Genomic DNA, 17,178 nt, shown 5'->3' on the forward strand with positions numbered 1-17,178 from the left:
CGCTTCCCTTCGGTCTTGCGTTTCCGACTCTATCAGATCCTTGCGGGCCCGATTTTCGCCGGTGCGTTTCGGCCTTTCGGCTTCTTCGCGGTTCCGATCTTACCAGATCCTTTTCAGTGATCCGGCCCCCTGTCGGAGCGGGGTTGCTTTCCGGTCCGGCCCTTTCGGGCTTTCCCTTCCGGCGAGTCCGACTCTATCAGATCCTCATTCTTTCCGTGCTTCTCGAAAGTCGCAGTCGGTCCGAATTCGTTTCCGATCCCCGTCGGCGGGGTTTTTCGCGCCTTCCGGCGTGTCCACTACTTTAGCGGTTTTCGCTGCCGGTTCATAATCGAGCCGGTCGGTCGAATTTCGGCATGCCGAAATTGTTCCCGAAGGAAGGCCGTGCAGTAATGGGTTGCCGTCGGTGCGGCGCGAGTGGCTGCCGCAAAACCGTTACGGCTGTGTGGCAACTCGGAGAACACTACGGATCGGGGTGGGCCGTGTCAACCGGCTCCCGGCCCGTCCGTGGGCGCCCGTGACCACCGCGGCCGGACACCCGTGACCACCCTCGTCAGTCGAGGTCGGTGAGGCGGCCTTCCGCGTCGGGCTGGGCGTCCTCCACCCGGCGCAGCAGGCGCGTCAGTACGTCACCGAGAAGCCCTCGTTCGCGTGAATCGAGGTCCTGTAGCAGGTCCTCTTCGAATACGGACGCGAGGCGCATGGCCTCCAGCCACTTCTGGCGGCCCTCGTGGGTGAGCTCGACGATGACGCGCACCCGGTTGTTCTCGTCGCGCTCGCGGTTGACGAGCCCCTCGCTCGCCATGCGGTCGATGCGGTGCGTCATGGCGGCCGGCGTGAGACCCAGCCGCTTGGCGAGCTCGCCGGGGCCGAGGCGGTACGGCGCTCCGGAGACGACGAGGGCCTTCAGTACTTCCCACTCGGCATTGCTTATCCCCAGCGTGCCGGTCTGCCGCCCGTAGGCGACGTTCATCCGGCGATTGAGGCGCTGGAGTGCGGAGACGACCTTCTCCACCTGTGGGTCGAGGTCCTGGAACTCGCGCTGGTAGGCCGCGATCTGTTCCTCGAGGCTCGGCTCGGCCGGCCTCGGGACCGCGTCTGAGGGCTCTGACATGCGGCGCAGTATGGCACGTAACTCATTGGCGTCGAAGTCCTTGGTCATGTAGTCTTTAGCTTCGAACTTTAGAGTTGAAGTCTTCAGCTTGTGACTGTCCGGTCCCGTCCGGGCACGTTGCGCCGCTCCTCTTCCTCTGAAGTCCGCCAGTGCTGGGGGCACCAGGCTCAGGGGGTCCGAATTTCCTCGTACGCCTCATCCCGCCATGCACACTCGTACGAATCTGACGACCCTCTCGACCTAGGTAGGTGAGTGTGACCACCGCAATGGGCGCCGCGCTGCGCCGGATCCAGCTGGGCAACGCGCTGAGCGCGTTCGGCAACGGCTTCACGGTTCCGTATCTGTACGTCTATGTGGCGAAGGTGCGTGACCTTGGAGCGAGTACGGCAGGCATCGTGCTCGCGATGCTGGCCGCCGCCGCGCTCGTCGTGCTGCCCTTCACCGGTCGTGCCATCGACCGGCGGGGTCCGCTGCCGGTGGCCGTGGTGGGCACGTTCGCCGCCGCGCTCGGCTCGCTGGGCCTGGGCCTCTCGGACAATGAGCCGATGGTCATCGCCTCGACGGTGGCGCTCGGCGCGGGCATAGCGGTCATCCAGCCGGCGCTGGCGACGATGATCGTCTGGTGCTCGACGACCGTGACGCGGTCGCGCGCCTTCGCCACCCAGTTCTTCATGAACAACCTGGGCCTGGGCATCGGCGGGCTGATCGGCGGCCTGCTGGTCGACGAGCACGACCCCGCGAGCTTCGTACGGCTTTTCGCCATTGAGGCCGTGATGTTCCTGGTGCTCGGCGCGGCCGTGGCGACCGTACGGCTGCCGAAGGTGCCCAAGGTCGAGGACGAGGTGCCGGTCGAGGCGCGGGCCGAGGGCGCCTGGCGGGCGCTGCTCGCCGACCGCCGGATGATGTGGCTGTGCGCGCTGGGCTTCGTGCTGTTCTTCGCCTGCTACGGGCAGTTCGAGTCGGGCCTGGCCGCGTACGCGACCGAGGTCACCCGCATCCAGCCGTCGACGCTGGGCATCGCGCTGGCGGCCAATACCGCGGCCATCGTGCTGGCGCAGTTCGTCGTCCTGAAGCTGGTCGAGCGGCGCCGGCGCAGCCGGGTCATCGCGGTGGTCGGGCTCATATGGACCGTGGCCTGGGTCGCGGCGGGCCTGTCCGGCCTGGTGCACGGCGCGCAGGCGCTGGCCACGGGGCTGCTGATCTCCACGTACATGCTGTTCGGCGTGGGCGAGTCGATGCTGTCGCCGACGATCTCGCCGCTGGTGGCCGACCTGGCACCGAGCCGGCTGATCGGTCAGTACAACTCGGTGTTCGCCCTGGTGAAGCAGCTGGCGCTGGCGGTCGGTCCGGCCGTGGGCGCGCTCATGGTGGGTCACGGCGCGTCGGCCGCGTACATCGTGATGCTGATCCTGTGCGCGCTCGGCGTCTCGGCGCTGGCCCTGCGGCTGGGCCGGATGCTCACGGCCGCGCAGGACAACCCGCAGGCCGTGGCCGCGCCGGCGGAGGTTGCGGAGGTTCCGGTGCGCGACGAGGTGGCCTGCGTCGCGTAAGCGGCGTGACCGGCGGGGCCGGGTCCGTACATCCGTACGGACACGGCCTCTTCCGTACGGGCCGTCAGGCCCGGACCGCTACTCCCGGGGCAGTGCGAACTCGCACCAGACCGCCTTGCCGCCGCCCGGTGTGCGGCGCGAGCCCCAGTTCGAGGCGATGGTGGCGATGATCGAGATGCCGCGGCCCGCCTCGTCGACCGGCTCGGCGCGGCGGCGGCGCGGCAGGTGGTCGTCGCCGTCGGTGACCTCGACGATGAGGCGGCGGTCCGTACGCCGTAGCCGCAGCCGCATGGGCGGCGTCCCGTGCTGGAGCGAATTGGCGACCAGCTCGCTCGCGGCCAGGACGCCGAGGTCGTGCAGCTCCGGGGAGAAGCGCCAGGAGGCGAGCACTCCGGAGGCGAAGGCGCGGGCGCGCGGCGCCGCCTCCGTACCGCCGTGCAGTTCCAGTGCGGCGTTGTGGAAGAGCTCGGCCTCTGGACCTGTGCGGTCCGGGTGCTGGAGGACCAGGACGGCGACGTCGTCGTCGTGGTCGTTGGAGATGCCGAGCGCGCGCAGCAGGCGGTCGCAGATGATGTCGGGCGCGCCGGTGGCGCCCGCGACGGCGTGCTCCAGTGCGGCGATGCCCTCGTCGATGTCCTTGTCGCGGCGTTCGACCAGGCCGTCCGTATAGAGGACAGCGGTGGAGCCGGGGACGAGCGGGACGCTGCCGGAGGTGTGCAGCCAGCCGCCGGTGCCGAGCGGCGGTCCTGTCGGCTCCTCGGCGCGGTGGACGGTGCCGTCCTGGTCGCGCACGAGGATGGGCAGATGGCCCGCCGAGGCATAGACCAGCCGGCCTTCGTTGGGGTCGTGCACGGCGTACACGCAGGTGGCGATCTGGCTCGCGTCGATCTCCGCGGCGAGGCCGTCCAGGAGCTGCAGGACCTCGTGCGGCGGGAGGTCGAGCCGGGCGTAGGCGCGGACGGCCGTACGGAGCTGGCCCATGACGGCGGCGGCGCGCACCCCGCGGCCCATGACGTCGCCGATGACCAGCGCTGTGCGCCCGGCGCCGAGGGTGATCACGTCGTACCAGTCGCCGCCGACCGCGGCGTCCGTGCCGCCGGGGTGGTAGATCGCGGCGACTCGGAGGTCGTCGGGCTGCTCCAGCTCCTGGGGCAGCAGGGAGCGCTGGAGGGTGACGGCGGCCTCGCGCTGGCGGCGTTCGGCGGCGCGCAGCCGCTCGGCGGCCTCGACCTGGTCGGTGACGTCGGCGGCGAAGACGAGGACGCCCTTGTGCGGCGCGACGCAGGCGATCTCGGGGTCCGGGGCCGGGGTGCTGGTGGCGGCGACCTCGATGGGCGTGCAGGTGAAGGTGTAGTAGCCGTCACGGCTGAGGTCGGATCCGGCGCCGCCGGGGACCTTGCGCGCCTTGACCGTGCGCGGCTTGCGGCTGCGCAGTACCTGGTCCATCAGCGGCAGCAGGCCCAGCTCGGTGAGCTCGGGGAGGGCTTCGCGCGCGGTCAGTCCGGCCGGGCGGGCGCCGAAGACCTTGGCGTACGCGCCGTTGACGTACGCGATGCGGTGCTCGGGGCCGTAGACGACGGCGACCAGGGCGGGGATCGTGCCGAGGATCTCGTGTGCCGAGAGCACGTCGACGGTGGGCGGCTGCGCACCGAACGCGCTGCCGAGCGCGGTGCCCGAGGGCGGGGTGTGCGCTTCGGGGCGCTCGGCGCGGGCGGCGGGGACCGCGCTTGCGGGGGCCGCGCCCGGTGGCGCGCCCGTGCCGCCCGATGCGGTGCCTGCCGTGGTGGGCGCCGCGGGGTCGGCGTCCGGCCGCTCCGCGTCGTCGGCGGGCGGGGGTGCGGGGGCGCCGGAGGGCGCTGCGGGCTGCGCGGCTCCGGGGGCGGGGGATCTCCGCGGCGGCTTGGGGGACGACGCGCCCGGCGCCGCACCGCGGTCGGACCGCGCGGCGCGGCGCTGCGTGCCGGGGAAACGGGCGCTCCAGCGAGTGAAGTTCACGGAGGTGTACCTCTTACTTCGCGTCGCGGCGCCGAGTCGGTCCGGCGGCCAGAAGGTACCTCCCGGCCGTTGGCTGGCGGAAGGTCGGGCGGGGGCGCGCCGAGCGCCCTCTGGCGTGATGCAGCAAACGTCCCAATTCCTCGCGCTTGTCACTCTTTGCAGATACGAGCCCACCCATGGTCACACGTCCAGTGTGGCCGACCGGACTGACATACGTCAGACGCCGGGGTGGCGGGTGGAGTTCCTGACCGCGTACTTGACCGCCCGTTCGACTGAACGCAACGGTGAACGTATGACCGACGGGGGCATATGGTCCAGGGCCATGCCCGGCCGACACCGTACGCGCGGCATCCCTGCACCGCGCTCCGGGCCACCCGAAGGGGCGTCGGCCCCGCGTCAACCCCGCGCCGGTCCCGCCGTCAACTCGCTTCGTTGTGGCGCCCCGTGCCCGCCGCGAGTTCGAACTCCGCCCTCGGGTGCTCCAGCGAGCCCAGCGAGACGATCTCGCGTTTGAAGAACGCGGCGAGCGACCATTCGGCGAGCACGCGGGCCTTGCGGTTGAAGGTCGGGACGCGGCTGAGGTGGTAGGCGCGGTGCATGAACCACGCCGGATAGCCCTTCAGCTTCCGCCCGTACACGTGCGCCACGCCCTTGTGCAGCCCCAGGGAGGCGACCGAGCCGACGTACTTGTGGGCGTAGTCCTCGACGGGCTCGCCCCGTATGGCCGCGGCGATGTTCTCCGCGAGCACCTTGGCCTGACGGACGGCGTGCTGGGCGTTGGGCGCGCACTCCTTGCCGGGCTCGTCGGCGGTCACATCCGGTACGGCGGCGGCGTCACCGGCGCCCCAGGCGTGCTCGACGCCCGCCACCCGGAGCGCGGCGGTGCACTTCAGACGGCCGCGCTCGTTGAGCGGGAGATCGGTCGCGGCCAGGATGGGGTGCGGTTTGACGCCGGCCGTCCACACGAGGGTGCGGGTCGGGAAGCGTGACCCGTCGTCCAGTACGGCGACGCGGTTCTCGCACGTCTCCAGGCGCGTGTTCAGCCGCACATCGATGTTGCGGCCGCGCAGCTCCCGTACCGCGTACTCGCCCATCTCCTCGCCGACCTCGGGCAGGATGCGGCCGGTCGCCTCGACCAGCAGCCACTTCATGTCCCCGGGGCGGACGTTGTGGTAGTACCGCACCGCATAGCGGGCCATGTCCTCCAGCTCGGCGAGCGCCTCGACGCCCGCGTAACCGCCGCCCACGAAGACGAACGTCAGCGCGGCGTCCCGGACTGCCGGGTCGCGAGTGGAGGAAGCGATGTCGAGTTGCTCCAGTACGTGATTGCGCAGGCCGATGGCTTCCTCGACGGTCTTGAAGCCGATACCGAAATCGGCCAATCCCGGCACGGGCAGGGTGCGCGAGATCGAGCCGGGTGCCAGCACCAGTTCGTCGTACCGCGTCTCGACGGCGCCGGTGCCCTCCTCCTCGGTGGCCAGCGTCTTCACCGTGGCCGTGCGCTTGGCGTGGTCGATGCCCGTGACCTCGCCGATGACGATGTGGCACAGGGGCAGCACACGGCGCAGGGGTACGACCACATGACGCGGCGAGATGGAGCCGGCCGCCGCTTCCGGCAGGAACGGCTGGTAGGTCATGTACGGCTCCGGACCGACCACCACGATCTCGACCGTGCCGCCCTGCAGTTCCTTCCTGAGCTTCCGCTGCAGGCGGAGGGCGGTGTACATGCCCACATAGCCGCCGCCGACTACGAGAATGCGCGCCGGGTGCTTCACAGAGGATCTCCTCGCGACGTCGCCCGTGGCCCGTGGGGTGCGTCCGGAGCCGTCGGTCCGGCCCGCGGCGGAGCCACGATCAGGTGCCGTGTACCCGCTTCGGGACACAGCATTTCTCCATGACGCACCCCCGCCGCCTCTTTGTCCACAGGACAGGCGAAATACGGTCGGTGCCCGGCACCCCCTGTTGGAACCTCCCCTTCCGCCGTTGTGGAATGAGGTCCGCAGGTCAGGCGGGGGGTGCGAGATGGTGGGAGTGTACGGAAACGGGATGGAACGGGCGCGTACTCCGTTCGAGGGGCGGACTGTACGGAACTGCCCCCTTCATTCTTGACCTGCGCTCAACTATGTTCGTACCTCGTCGGGGTGGAGCCTTTGTCGGCTGCCCCGGCAGTCAGGGCGGGGAGTCTCCGGGGGGAGACGTCATTACCGGGGGATCATCTATGCACATGCAGAGTTCTCATTGGCCGGCGGCTGTGGCGCCCGTGCCGGGTGACCGGACCGGCGGCGTGGGCGAGGCCGGCGTGTCCGGCCGGACCACACCGCTCCGGGTGGACGCACAGCGCAACTTGGAACATGTTCTGCGAGCTGCCCGTGAAGTCTTCGGCGAGCTGGGATACGGCGCGCCCATGGAGGACGTGGCCCGTCGGGCCCGGGTCGGGGTGGGCACGGTCTACCGCCGTTTTCCGAGCAAGGACGTGCTGGTCCGCCGGATAGCGGAGGAGGAGACCGCACGGCTGACGGACCAGGCGCGCACCGCGCTCGGGCAGGAGGACGACCCGTGGTCGGCCCTCTCGCGCTTCCTGCGCACGTCCGTGGCGTCCGGCGCCGGCCGCCTGCTGCCGCCCAGCATCCTTCGGGTGGGCAGCGGCGTGGACGGGGCCGACGGGCTCACGGGGGCGCGGGTGCCGCAGCAGCGGACGGCTCCCGAGCCGCCCGTCGCGCCCGGCGAGCTGCGCATCGTCGCGCAGCGCACGGCGCCGGACGACGAGCCGGCCCAGTCGCACTCCAACGGGCAGGCCCCGGACGGGCCGACGGCGGACAGCGGGGCGCCCAGGCGCTCCTGGACGTCGTCGGGCAGCTCGTGGAGCGGGCGCGCGAGGCCGGGGAGCTGCGCGCCGACGTCACGGTGTCGGACGTGCTGCTGGTCATCGCGACGGGCGCGCCCTCGCTACCGGACGCGGCGCAGCAGCAGGCCGCCTCCGCGCGGCTGCTGGAGATCCTCCTGGAGGGTCTGCGGTCACGGCCGATGGCCTGACGACGGCTTGCGGGGCCGGCCGGGGCAGTGGCCCCGGCCGGCCCTTTGCCTTGCGGCCCGCAGGTCACAGTCCATACACGCTTCGGCGTACCCCTAAGCCTGCAAGCATGCCCCGAAAGGGCGAGGGCTAGAGCTGTTAGACGATAAGTCAATCCGGATGAGTGATTGCGCCGCTGCCCCGTAAGGGTTCGGCCATCCTTGTGACAGGCTTGCGCGATGTTCAGATGCGGGAGCGTGGTCCGGGGGCCTCGGCGATGACATATGAGGGGCGCGACGAGCGCGACGGCGGCGGCGTCGGCGCGGAATCCACCGCCTCCGGCAGCGACAGGAACCGACCGGAAGCCGTGCCGCAGCAGCGCGTGCCCGAGGACGTCGGTGCCCAGGCGGCCGGGCAGCATCCTTCCGGATCTTCCGGAGCTTCCGCAGCGGAGCCCGGTACGCCCGGTACGCCCCCGTCCGACGCCGAGCTCATCGCCCGTATGCGCACCGGTGACGACAGCGCGTACGAAGAGCTGTACCGCCGGCACGCCGACGCGGTACGCCGCTACGCCCGCACCTGCTGCCGGGACGCGCACACCGCTGACGACCTGACCGGCGAGGTCTTCGCGCGCACGCTGCAGGCGGTGCGCCGCGGGGCCGGCCCGAAGACCGCGGTGCGCGCCTACCTGCTCACCACCGTGCGCCGGGTGGCCGCCAGCTGGGGCAAGACCGCCAAGCGCGAACACCTGGTCGAGGACTTCGCGGTCTTCGCGTCCTCGGCGGCCGGCTCCTCCATGGACGACGACACGCTCGACCTGGGGGCCGACGTGCGCGCCATGCACGAGGCCGAGCAGACCATGGCCGTCCAGGCGTTCCGCAGCCTCCCCGAGCGCTATCAGACGGTGCTGTGGCACACGACCGTCGAGGAGGAGTCCCCGAGCGAGGTCGCGCCGCTCCTCGGGCTGTCCGCCAACGCCACGGCCGTCCTCGCGCACCGGGCCCGTGAGGGCCTCAAGCAGGCGTACCTCCAGGCGCACGTCAGCCAGTCCCTGACGGCGGGCGGCGACTGCGCCCGGTACGCGGACCAGCTGGGCGCCTACGCGCGCGGCGGCCTCCGGATGCGGGCCGAGCGCGGGCTGCGCAAGCACCTGGAGGAGTGCCCGCGCTGCCGGCTGGCGGCGCACGAAGTCGCGGACGTCAACCAGCGCATCCGCGCGGTGCTGCCGGTCGCGGTCATCGGCTGGTTCGCCGCCGGGTACGCGGTCAAGGCCGCGGCCGCGGTCACCGGGATCGCCGGAGCGGGCGCGGCGGCCGGTGCCGGGGCCGCCGCGGCCGCCGGGGGCTCGGGGTCCTCCACGGGGGCCGGAGCGGCCGCCGAGGGGCTCGGGACGCCCGCGAAGGTCGGTATCGGAGCCGGCCTGACGGTCGCCGCCGCCGGCCTGGCGCTGGCGCTGGCCGGCACCCAGGAGCCGCCGAAGCCGCACGCCGAGCGGCCCCGCCCCGCCCCGTCGAGCCCGCTGCCCCAGAAGCCGAAGCCCTCGCCCACCCCGAAGCCGGCGCCCAAACCCGCGCCGCCCGCTCCGAAGCCCGCGCCGCCGGCTCCGAAGCCGACGCCGACCCCCAAGCCGAAGCCCGCGCCCCCGAAGCCCGCACCCACGCCGAAGCCGAAGCCCACTCCGACCCGGACTCCGAAGCCCCCGAAGCCGAAGCCGGCGCCCCCTCCGCCGCCGGCCGCCCCGTACCCCGTCAACACCCTGAAGTGGGACTTCACGGGCAACGGCAGCGATCCGGAGGTGCGCACCACGGAGAGCAGCTTCCTGTGGCAGCGCCAAGGGGGCGTCAGCATCGGGGGCAAGCAGTACTCCCACGGTGTGACGACGCACGCCCCGTCCTCCGTGACGATCGACCTCAACCGGGAGTGCACGGCCTTCGACGCCTTCGCGGGCGTGGACGACCTGGCCCTGGGGCGCGGCGCGGTGCGCTTCTCGGTGTACGCGGACGGGGTGCGGCAGTGGCGCTCCGGTGTGGTGCGGGGCGGCGACCAGGCCGTACCGGTCCACGTTCCGCTGGCGGGCCGCACGTCCCTCCGGCTGGTGGCCGACCCTCAGACGCCCGCTGACGCCCTGACGTTCAGCGACTGGGCGGAGTCACGGATCAGCTGCCGCTGAGGCGCTGAGGGGGCCGGGCGGGCTACAGCGCCAGCCGTTCGACGCCCGTCGACACGGCGCGCTGGCGGGGTGCCGCCGCGCCCGTCCAGCACGTGCCGCGCCGGGCGAGCAGCCGGCGCAGCCACAGCTCCGTGGAGACCAGCTCCGCCAGGCCGTCCAGGGGCAGCGGCGCGCCGTCGGCGGCGGCACGCAGCGCCTTGCGTACGACGCGCGCCTCCACCAGCCCCGCGTCGGCGAGCAGCGGCGCGTCGAAGAGCCGCACGAGGTCGTCCACGGAGGCGCGCAGCCCGGCCCGTACGGCCGCCGCGTGCGTCACGTGCGAGGTCGCGCCCCAGCCCGGTGGCAGGTCGCGGATGCCCGCCCCGGAGAGTACGGCGCGCAACACCGAGGCACGCGCCCCCGGTTGCACCCTGAGCGTGTCCGGGAGCGCGCGGCAGGCGAGTACCACCTGGTTGTCCAGGAAGGGCGCGTGCAGTCGCTGGTTCCGTACCTCCGCGGCCTGCTCGAAGACGCGGTGATCGGCGGCGTGCCGGGCGAGCGCCGCGCGGGCCCGGCGTTCCCCGGGGCGGCCGACGGCCGGCGCCCGTAGGGCCGCGTCGCTCAGCCGAACCGATACTTCAGCGAGCGCTTCCCCCGTGAGCCAGCGCGCGGCGGGCCCGGGGCGGCACCACGCGAGCGCCGCCAGCGAGGCTTCCACGGCGCTGCCCGCCACCGGCTCGTCCGCGAACTCCCGCCCCAGCAGCCGCGCGGCGGCAGCGGAGATGCCCGCCCCGTAGGGCGTGCGGGCCAGCTTCCGCGCGGCCCGGTAGACCGTGAACGGTATGAACACCGAGTGCGTGGCCGCGCCGTCGGCCTTCGCCAGCGCCGTGACCGGGCGCAGCAGGTGCCTGCGCCGCCGGTCGAGCAACAGGTCGGCCAGGCGCGCCGGATGGGCGTCCAGTACCTGGCGCGCGCCGTGGCCCACGAAATGGTCGGCGCTCCCGGAGAGCAGCCTCCTGCGGTGCCGTTCGGCGGCGACCATCGAGGGCCCCGGCTCGTCCGTGAGCGGCCCCGCCCCCAGGTCCGCGTACGGGAGCGCCTCTTCGCCCGCCGCGACCACCACGTGGTGCAGCCGCGGGTTGTCCGCGATGCTGCGGGCGCGCTCCAGTTCGGCCTCCCGGTACGGCTGGCCCCCGTTGCCGGCCCGGTCGTTGAAGGTGACCGCGAGGAGCCGCTCGCCCTGCCCGTTGAGCCGCCCGGGCTGGCCCGGCAGGCCGGCCGCGAGCAGCGCCAGCGTCCCGGAGGCGCTGCCGCCGGACAGGTCGGCGCCGACGCCGGGCGCCGGTGCGCCGCGCGCGGCCCGCCGGTCCTCCGGGCCCATGCCGGGCACCGGGCCGGGGTCGAGGCCGCCCGCGGCGCCCGGGCCGCCGTGCGGGTCGGGCGCGTGCCGCGGGGCCGCCAGCCGGGCCCGTACGGCGTCCACGAGCGCCTCCCGCACGCCGTCCACGGCCTGTTCGGGCGCGAGCTGCGGCGCCGAGACGGCGAGCGAATGGGTCTGTTCGTACGAGGTGATCTCGCTGGAGCCGCCGCGCAGCACGAGGGCGTGGCCGGGCGGCACGCGCCGCACGCCCATGTACGGCGTGCCGGTGCCGAGCGCCTCGGGGGCGTCCGGGCAGGCCAGCAGTGCCGCGAGGTGCCCGACGTCGAGGCTCGCCTCGATCAGGTCGGCGAGCGGCAGCGCGGCGGTCGCGTAGGCCGTGCCGCCCGCCCACCGGGTGTGGAACACCGGGCGCGCGCCCGCCAGATCGCCGGTGACCGTCAGCCGCCGGCCCACCTGGGCGACGGCGGTGTAACTGCCGGGCCAGGCGGTGAGATGGCGCAGCGCACCGCCTCGTGCGGCGAGGAGGCCCACCCGCAACTGGTCGTCGGTGGCGCCGCACACCCCGAAGACCGCGATCCGGGTCTCGGGGTCGGCCTGCACGATGCGTACTTCATCGGGGCGCCAGTCGCCGACCGCCCACAGCGGATCGGGGTCGCCCCACAGGAGTTGGGCCCCTACGGGGAGCACCGTACGGCTGTCGTCGATGGGGTCCGGGCCCGTGGCGGTACTGCTCCACCCCACCAACCAGCGCATCGCGGCCTCCGCCCGTCTCCCCGTCGCTCCGTACGCCGGTCACGGGGCACTCGTCCGCCCCGCACAGCGCGTGGCACAGCAGTTGTGCGGACCACTCTGCCACGACAGGGGCGGGTGGGAGGCGGCATGAGGACGGCGTGTACGCGCGGGCGCCCTCTGGAGCCGCGACACCGCTCCGAAGAGCAGCGCGCACCCACCTTCAGGAGCCGCGCGGGCCGCTTCTGGGGGCTGCGCGGTCCGCTTCCCGGGGCTGCGCGCCGCCTACGGCGGAAAAACGGCGGGTGACGGTATTCAGCCAAAGTCCGTTCCGTACCGATACGTTGCGGGCGGAAGCGCTCTCGGCGCGTACCCGGCGCATTCAGGGGCGGCCGTTGGGGCGCGCGACCCGGGCGGCGGACCGTACGGACCGCCTGGCGGTCCCGTTCCGATGCGTTGCGTAAGTGATCGCGACAGTCCGGGAGGTGGGACTCACCCCCCGGACCGGACCGCCACCCGCGGGGAATGAGGTGGCGGTGTCCCCCAGCCCACTGGATCCAGTGCAGCGGGCCGACCCACGCAAGTCCCATGGAAACGTGCCCGCCATGGAGCGGCCAGCGCGCACGGACGGGCGCACGGCAACACGTACCCGGAGCACATGCCCACGCGCGTCCTCCTCTCCAGACACGAATCTCGCCATCCGGGACACCGGCCCTTAACGGTCGGGATTCAGCGAACTACTCTGGGTGGACGCATGCCCCGGGGAGTACGGGGTGGCCGTCGCTTGGTCGAGGGGTGCGCATGTCCAGGGATACTCGCGGGCCGAACGAAAAACTCGGCACCGTTCTCGCCCTCGCGGGGATCAGTAACGCCGGGCTCGCCCGCCGGGTCAACGACCTCGGTGCGCAGCGTGGCCTGACGCTCCGCTACGACAAGACTTCGGTCGCCCGGTGGGTGTCGAAGGGCATGGTGCCGCAGGGAGCGGCGCCGCACTTGATTGCGGCTGCGATCGGCAGCAAGCTCGGCCGGCCGGTGCCTCTGCACGAAATCGGGCTGGCCGACGCCGACCCCGCGCCCGAAGTGGGCCTGTCCTTCCCACGCGACGTGAACGCGGCCGTACGGTCCGCGACCGAGCTGTACCGGCTGGATCTGGCCGGACGGCGGGCGGGCGGCGGCGGCATCTGGCAGAGCCTGGCCGGTTCCTTCTCCGTCAGCGCATACGCCACTCCGGCCTCCCGCTGGCTCATATCCCCGGCCGACAGCTCGGTGGCGCGGGGCGTTCCCGAGGCGAGAACGGGCCGGGGCGGACCGCAGGACACGGAGGCGGACGCGGGCCCCGAGGGCAGCCCTTCGGGCCCGGTCGCCGCACCTGGTGGCGCGCCGACGGCCTCCGGGGTCCCCAGTACGTCCGTCCCCTCGGGCAAGGACCCGGCCGGCAAGGACGACCCGAAGGACGCGGCGGTCGCCGGCGGCGAGCCGCTGCCGCAGCACGTCGGCCACAGCGACGTCTCCAAGCTGCGCGAGGCGGCCGAGGACGCGCGCCGCTGGGACTCCAAGTACGGCGGCGGCGACTGGCGTTCCTCGATGGTGCCCGAGTGCCTCCGGGTGGACGCGGCCCCGTTACTCCTCGCCTCGTACAGCGACGAGGTGGGACGCGCGCTGTTCGGGGCGACGGCCGAGCTGACCCGGCTGGCCGGCTGGATGGCGTTCGACACGGGCCAGCAGGAGGCGGCGCAGCGGTACTACATCCAGGCGCTGCGCCTCGCCCGCGCCGCCGCCGACGTACCCCTGGGCGGCTACGTCCTGGCCTCGATGTCGCTGCAGGCGACCTACCGCGGCTTCGCCGACGAGGGCGTCGACCTCGCCCAGGCCGCGCTGGAGCGGAACCGGGGGCTGGCGACCGCCCGCACGATGAGCTTCTTCCGGCTGGTCGAGGCGCGCGCCCAGGCGAAGGCCGGCGAAGGCCGCGCCTGCGAGGTCGCCCTGAAGGCGTCCGAGGGCTGGCTCGAACGGTCCCGTGAGGGCGACCCGGACCCGTCCTGGCTGGACTTCTACTCGTACGAGCGGTTCGCGGCCGATGCCGCCGAGTGCTACCGCGACCTGAGACTTCCGCGCCAGGTACGGCGCTTCACGGAACAGGCCCTGTCCCGCCCGACCGAGGAATTCGTGCGCTCGCACGGCCTGCGGCTGGTGGTGTCGGCGGTGGCCGAGCTGGAATCGGGCAATCTGGACGCGGCCTGCGCGGCGGGCACCCGCGCGGTCGAGGTGGCCGGGCGCATCTCTTCCGCCCGCACCACGGAGTACGTGCGCGACCTCCTGCACCGGCTGGAGCCGTACGGCGACGAGCCACGCGTGGTGGAGCTGCGGGAACGGGCGCGGCCGTTGCTGGTGGCGCCGGTCTAGGCGGTCGCCCGCCTGCCCGCCCCCTCCCGGTGCGCTCTTTCGGGCGGCTCTTCCCGGTGCGCCGCCCTGGTCAAGGCCCGGGCGACGGAGCCGGTGCGGGACGGATGTCAGTGCCCCCCGTCATGATGGGTATGTCGGTCGTGACGTGACGTTGCTCGTGATGGGGAGGTGCTGCCGCGATGACGTTCGAGCAGGCGGAGGGGCGGCCCGCGGGGCAGGCCCCGGGTGAGGGCGCGGGGGCCGCGCGGCGTGCGGAAACAGGGGCGCCGGAGCCCGCGGGCGCAGGAGGGGACGACGCGCGGACCGTCGGCGATCCCCGGCCCGCCGACGCCTCCAGGCCTGTCGACGCCTCCTGGCCCGCCGGGACCCCCGGCACCGCTCCCCGCTCCGACTGCGACGTCGTGATCATCGGCGCCGGCATCGTCGGCCTCTCGACGGCGTACGCGATCACCCGGGAAGCGCCCGGCACCCGAGTCGTCGTACTGGAGAAGGAGCCCGGCCCCGCCCGCCACCAGACGGGCCGGAACAGCGGCGTGATCCACAGCGGCATCTACTACCCACCCGGCTCCCTCAAGGCCCGCTTCGCGCTCGAAGGCTCGGCCGAGATGGTCAAGTTCTGCGCCGAGCACGACATCCCGCACGACATCACCGGCAAGCTGATCGTCGCCACCGACCGCGCCGAGCTGCCCCGCCTGCACTCCCTCATCCAGCGCGGCCGCGAGCACGGCATCCCCGTCCGCGAGCTGGGCCCCGCGCAGATCCAGGAGTACGAGCCGGAGGTGCGCGGCCTCGCGGCCATCCATGTCGGCACGACCGGCGTGGCCGACTTCGGCGCGGTCGCGGAGCTGCTGGGCCGGCTCGCGACGGAGGGCGGCGCGCGCATCGAGTACGGCGCGGACGTGCGGACGATCGGCCGGCGCGGCGGCCGCGTCGCGGTGCGTACGGCCGGCGGCCGGGTCGTCCGCGCCCGCACGCTGGTGAACTGCGCGGGCCTGCACTGCGACCGCGTCGCCCGGCTGGCCGGTGACGCCCCCGGGATGCGCATCGTCCCGTTCCGCGGCGAGTACTACTCCCTCTCCCCCGCGCGCGACTCCCTGGTCCGCGGCCTGGTCTACCCCGTCCCCGACCCGGCCTTCCCGTTCCTCGGCGTCCACCTCACCCGCGGCGTACACGGCGAGGTCCACCTCGGGCCGAACGCCGTCCCGGCGCTGGCCCGCGAGGGGTACGACTGGCGGACGGTCCGGCCCGGCGAGCTGGCCGGCACCCTGGCGTATCCGGGCGCCTGGCAGATAGCCCGCCGCCACTGGCGGTACGGCGTGGGCGAGCTGCACCGCTCCCTCTCCAAGCGCGCCTTCACGGACGCGGTGCGTCGCCTGCTCCCGGCGGTCACGGCCGACGACCTCACTCCCTGCCCGGCCGGCGTGCGCGCCCAGGCGGTGCTGCCCGACGGCACCCTCGTGGACGACTTCCTCATCACCGAGGGCCCGCACACCATCCACGTCCTCAACGCCCCGTCCCCCGCGGCCACGGCGTCCCTCCCCATCGGCCGAGAAATAGCAGCCCGAGCACTGCGGTCCCTCGGGTAACCAGCGCACTACCACTGTGGGCCGCCCGCTACCACTGCGGACTGCCCGCCGCCGCTGCGGACTGCCCGCCGCCGCTGTTGGCCCCGCCGCCGCTGTGGGCAGTCGTGCCGCTAGGGGCGGCACGGGTGGGCACAGCGGCACCCGGCCACCGGCGGGCAGCCGGACAGCCCTCCCCGGCCACCGACCACCGACCCCGTCGGCCCCGCTCCCCCGCCCGTAGAATCGACCCACTGTGTCCGAGAACCCCGTCACCCCAGCCGACGCCGCCCCCACCGCACCCGAGGGATACGCGGGCGCCTCCGCCATCCCCCAGACGCACCCCGTCGCGCCCCAGACGCCCCCCGTGCGCCAGGCGCACCAGGCGCACCAGACGCGCCACCGCGGCGAGCCGATGTTCCCCGACGGGACCGGACCGGCCGCCGACCCGGCGGGCTCGCACCACGAACGGCGCATCCGTTCGTTCCAGCCTCGCCGCAGCCGCGTCTCCCCCACCCAGGCCGACGCGCTCCGCCGCCTGTGGCCCAAGTGGGGCCTGGACATCGACGGCCTCTCCCGGATCGACCTGAACGAGCTCTTCGACGGTCACGACCTGCCCGTCGTCCTGGAGATCGGCTTCGGCATGGGCGAGGCGACCGCCCAGATGGCCGCCGCCGACCCGGACACCGGCATCCTCGCCTGCGACGTCCACACCCCCGGCCAGGGCAACCTCCTTGCCCTGGCCGAGCGCAACGGCCTGTCCAACGTCCGGGTGGCCAACGGCGACGCGATCATCCTCCTCCGCGAGATGCTCGCGCCCGCCTCCTTGGCCGGTCTGCGCGTGTACTTCCCGGACCCGTGGCCGAAAAAGCGCCACCACAAGCGCCGCCTGATCCAGCCGGAGTTCCTCTCCCTGGTCAGCACGCGGCTCGCCCCGGGCGCGACCGTCCACTGCGCCACCGACTGGGAGCCGTACGCGGAGCAGATGCTCGAGGTCCTGAGCGCCGAGCCGACCCTGGAGAACCTCCATCCGGACTCCGGCTACGCACCCCGCCCGGAATTCCGCCCCCTCACCAAGTTCGAGGGCCAGGGCCTGGACAAGGGCCACGTCGTCCACGACCTCCTCTTCCGCCGCCGCACGGACTGAGCCGACGGACGCCGGAGTCTCCGCGATCCGTACCGGCCCAATCCGTACACAGGTACGGGCAAAACTGGCCCGTACCGACCGCCCCACCCATCGGCTCTCAGCCCCGGTGCACGACTGCGCGCGCCGCCGCCACCTCGTGGT

The 17,178-nt window shown here is 73.3% G+C and carries 9 protein-coding genes and 1 pseudogene; 6 read left to right on the forward strand and 4 right to left on the reverse strand.

Annotated elements, in window-relative coordinates:
* Positions 1 to 550: 550 nt before the first annotated feature.
* Positions 551 to 1,111 (reverse strand): MarR family winged helix-turn-helix transcriptional regulator, encoded by a 561-nt coding sequence (locus ACZ4MH_RS26720; RefSeq protein WP_351602036.1) that lies wholly within the window; start codon positions 1,109 to 1,111, stop codon positions 551 to 553.
* Between the two features lie 254 nt (positions 1,112 to 1,365).
* Here ACZ4MH_RS26720 and ACZ4MH_RS26725 point away from each other — a divergent pair, with 254 nt between their 5' ends.
* Positions 1,366 to 2,661, forward strand: coding sequence for an MFS transporter (locus tag ACZ4MH_RS26725; RefSeq protein ID WP_351602039.1), 1,296 nt, complete (start codon positions 1,366 to 1,368; stop codon positions 2,659 to 2,661).
* Between the two features lie 78 nt (positions 2,662 to 2,739).
* Here the strand turns inward: ACZ4MH_RS26725 and ACZ4MH_RS26730 are convergent, their stop codons facing one another.
* Together ACZ4MH_RS26730 and ACZ4MH_RS26735 are read right to left on the reverse strand one after the other, a co-directional pair.
* Positions 2,740 to 4,656 (reverse strand): ATP-binding SpoIIE family protein phosphatase, encoded by a 1,917-nt coding sequence (locus tag ACZ4MH_RS26730; RefSeq protein WP_467754728.1) that lies wholly within the window; start codon positions 4,654 to 4,656, stop codon positions 2,740 to 2,742.
* A 419-nt stretch (positions 4,657 to 5,075) separates the two neighbouring features.
* The gene (locus ACZ4MH_RS26735) at positions 5,076 to 6,431 is read right to left on the reverse strand and encodes an NAD(P)/FAD-dependent oxidoreductase (RefSeq protein ID WP_351602033.1); all 1,356 of its coding nucleotides are present in this window, start codon (positions 6,429 to 6,431) and stop codon (positions 5,076 to 5,078) included.
* Positions 6,432 to 6,874: 443 nt separating this feature from the next.
* Between ACZ4MH_RS26735 and ACZ4MH_RS26740 the strand changes: the two are divergent.
* Positions 6,875 to 7,689: pseudogene (locus ACZ4MH_RS26740) on the forward strand (TetR/AcrR family transcriptional regulator).
* 254 nt (positions 7,690 to 7,943) lie between these two features.
* Entirely contained in the window at positions 7,944 to 9,836 is a 1,893-nt protein-coding gene (locus tag ACZ4MH_RS26745) for a sigma-70 family RNA polymerase sigma factor (RefSeq protein ID WP_467754729.1), read from the forward strand.
* Between the two features lie 22 nt (positions 9,837 to 9,858).
* Here ACZ4MH_RS26745 and ACZ4MH_RS26750 read toward each other — a convergent pair whose 3' ends face one another.
* The gene (locus ACZ4MH_RS26750) at positions 9,859 to 11,949 is read right to left on the reverse strand and encodes an asparagine synthase-related protein (RefSeq protein WP_467754730.1); all 2,091 of its coding nucleotides are present in this window, start codon (positions 11,947 to 11,949) and stop codon (positions 9,859 to 9,861) included.
* A 777-nt stretch (positions 11,950 to 12,726) separates the two neighbouring features.
* On the opposite strand from ACZ4MH_RS26750, the gene ACZ4MH_RS26755 reads away from it, so the two are divergent.
* From ACZ4MH_RS26755 to trmB, 3 genes are all read left to right on the forward strand, one after another.
* Entirely contained in the window at positions 12,727 to 14,328 is a 1,602-nt protein-coding gene (locus ACZ4MH_RS26755) for an MFS transporter (protein WP_351599281.1), read from the forward strand.
* Between the two features lie 179 nt (positions 14,329 to 14,507).
* On the forward strand, positions 14,508 to 15,914 hold the full coding sequence (gene lhgO / locus ACZ4MH_RS26760; protein ID WP_351599280.1) for an L-2-hydroxyglutarate oxidase: 1,407 nt from the start codon (positions 14,508 to 14,510) through the stop codon (positions 15,912 to 15,914).
* A gap of 343 nt (positions 15,915 to 16,257) precedes the next feature.
* On the forward strand, positions 16,258 to 17,037 hold the full coding sequence (gene trmB, locus ACZ4MH_RS26765) for a tRNA (guanosine(46)-N7)-methyltransferase TrmB (protein ID WP_351599284.1): 780 nt from the start codon (positions 16,258 to 16,260) through the stop codon (positions 17,035 to 17,037).
* Positions 17,038 to 17,178 lie beyond the last annotated feature (141 nt).

It is taken from the genome of Streptomyces sp. NPDC026301, assembly GCF_055567935.1.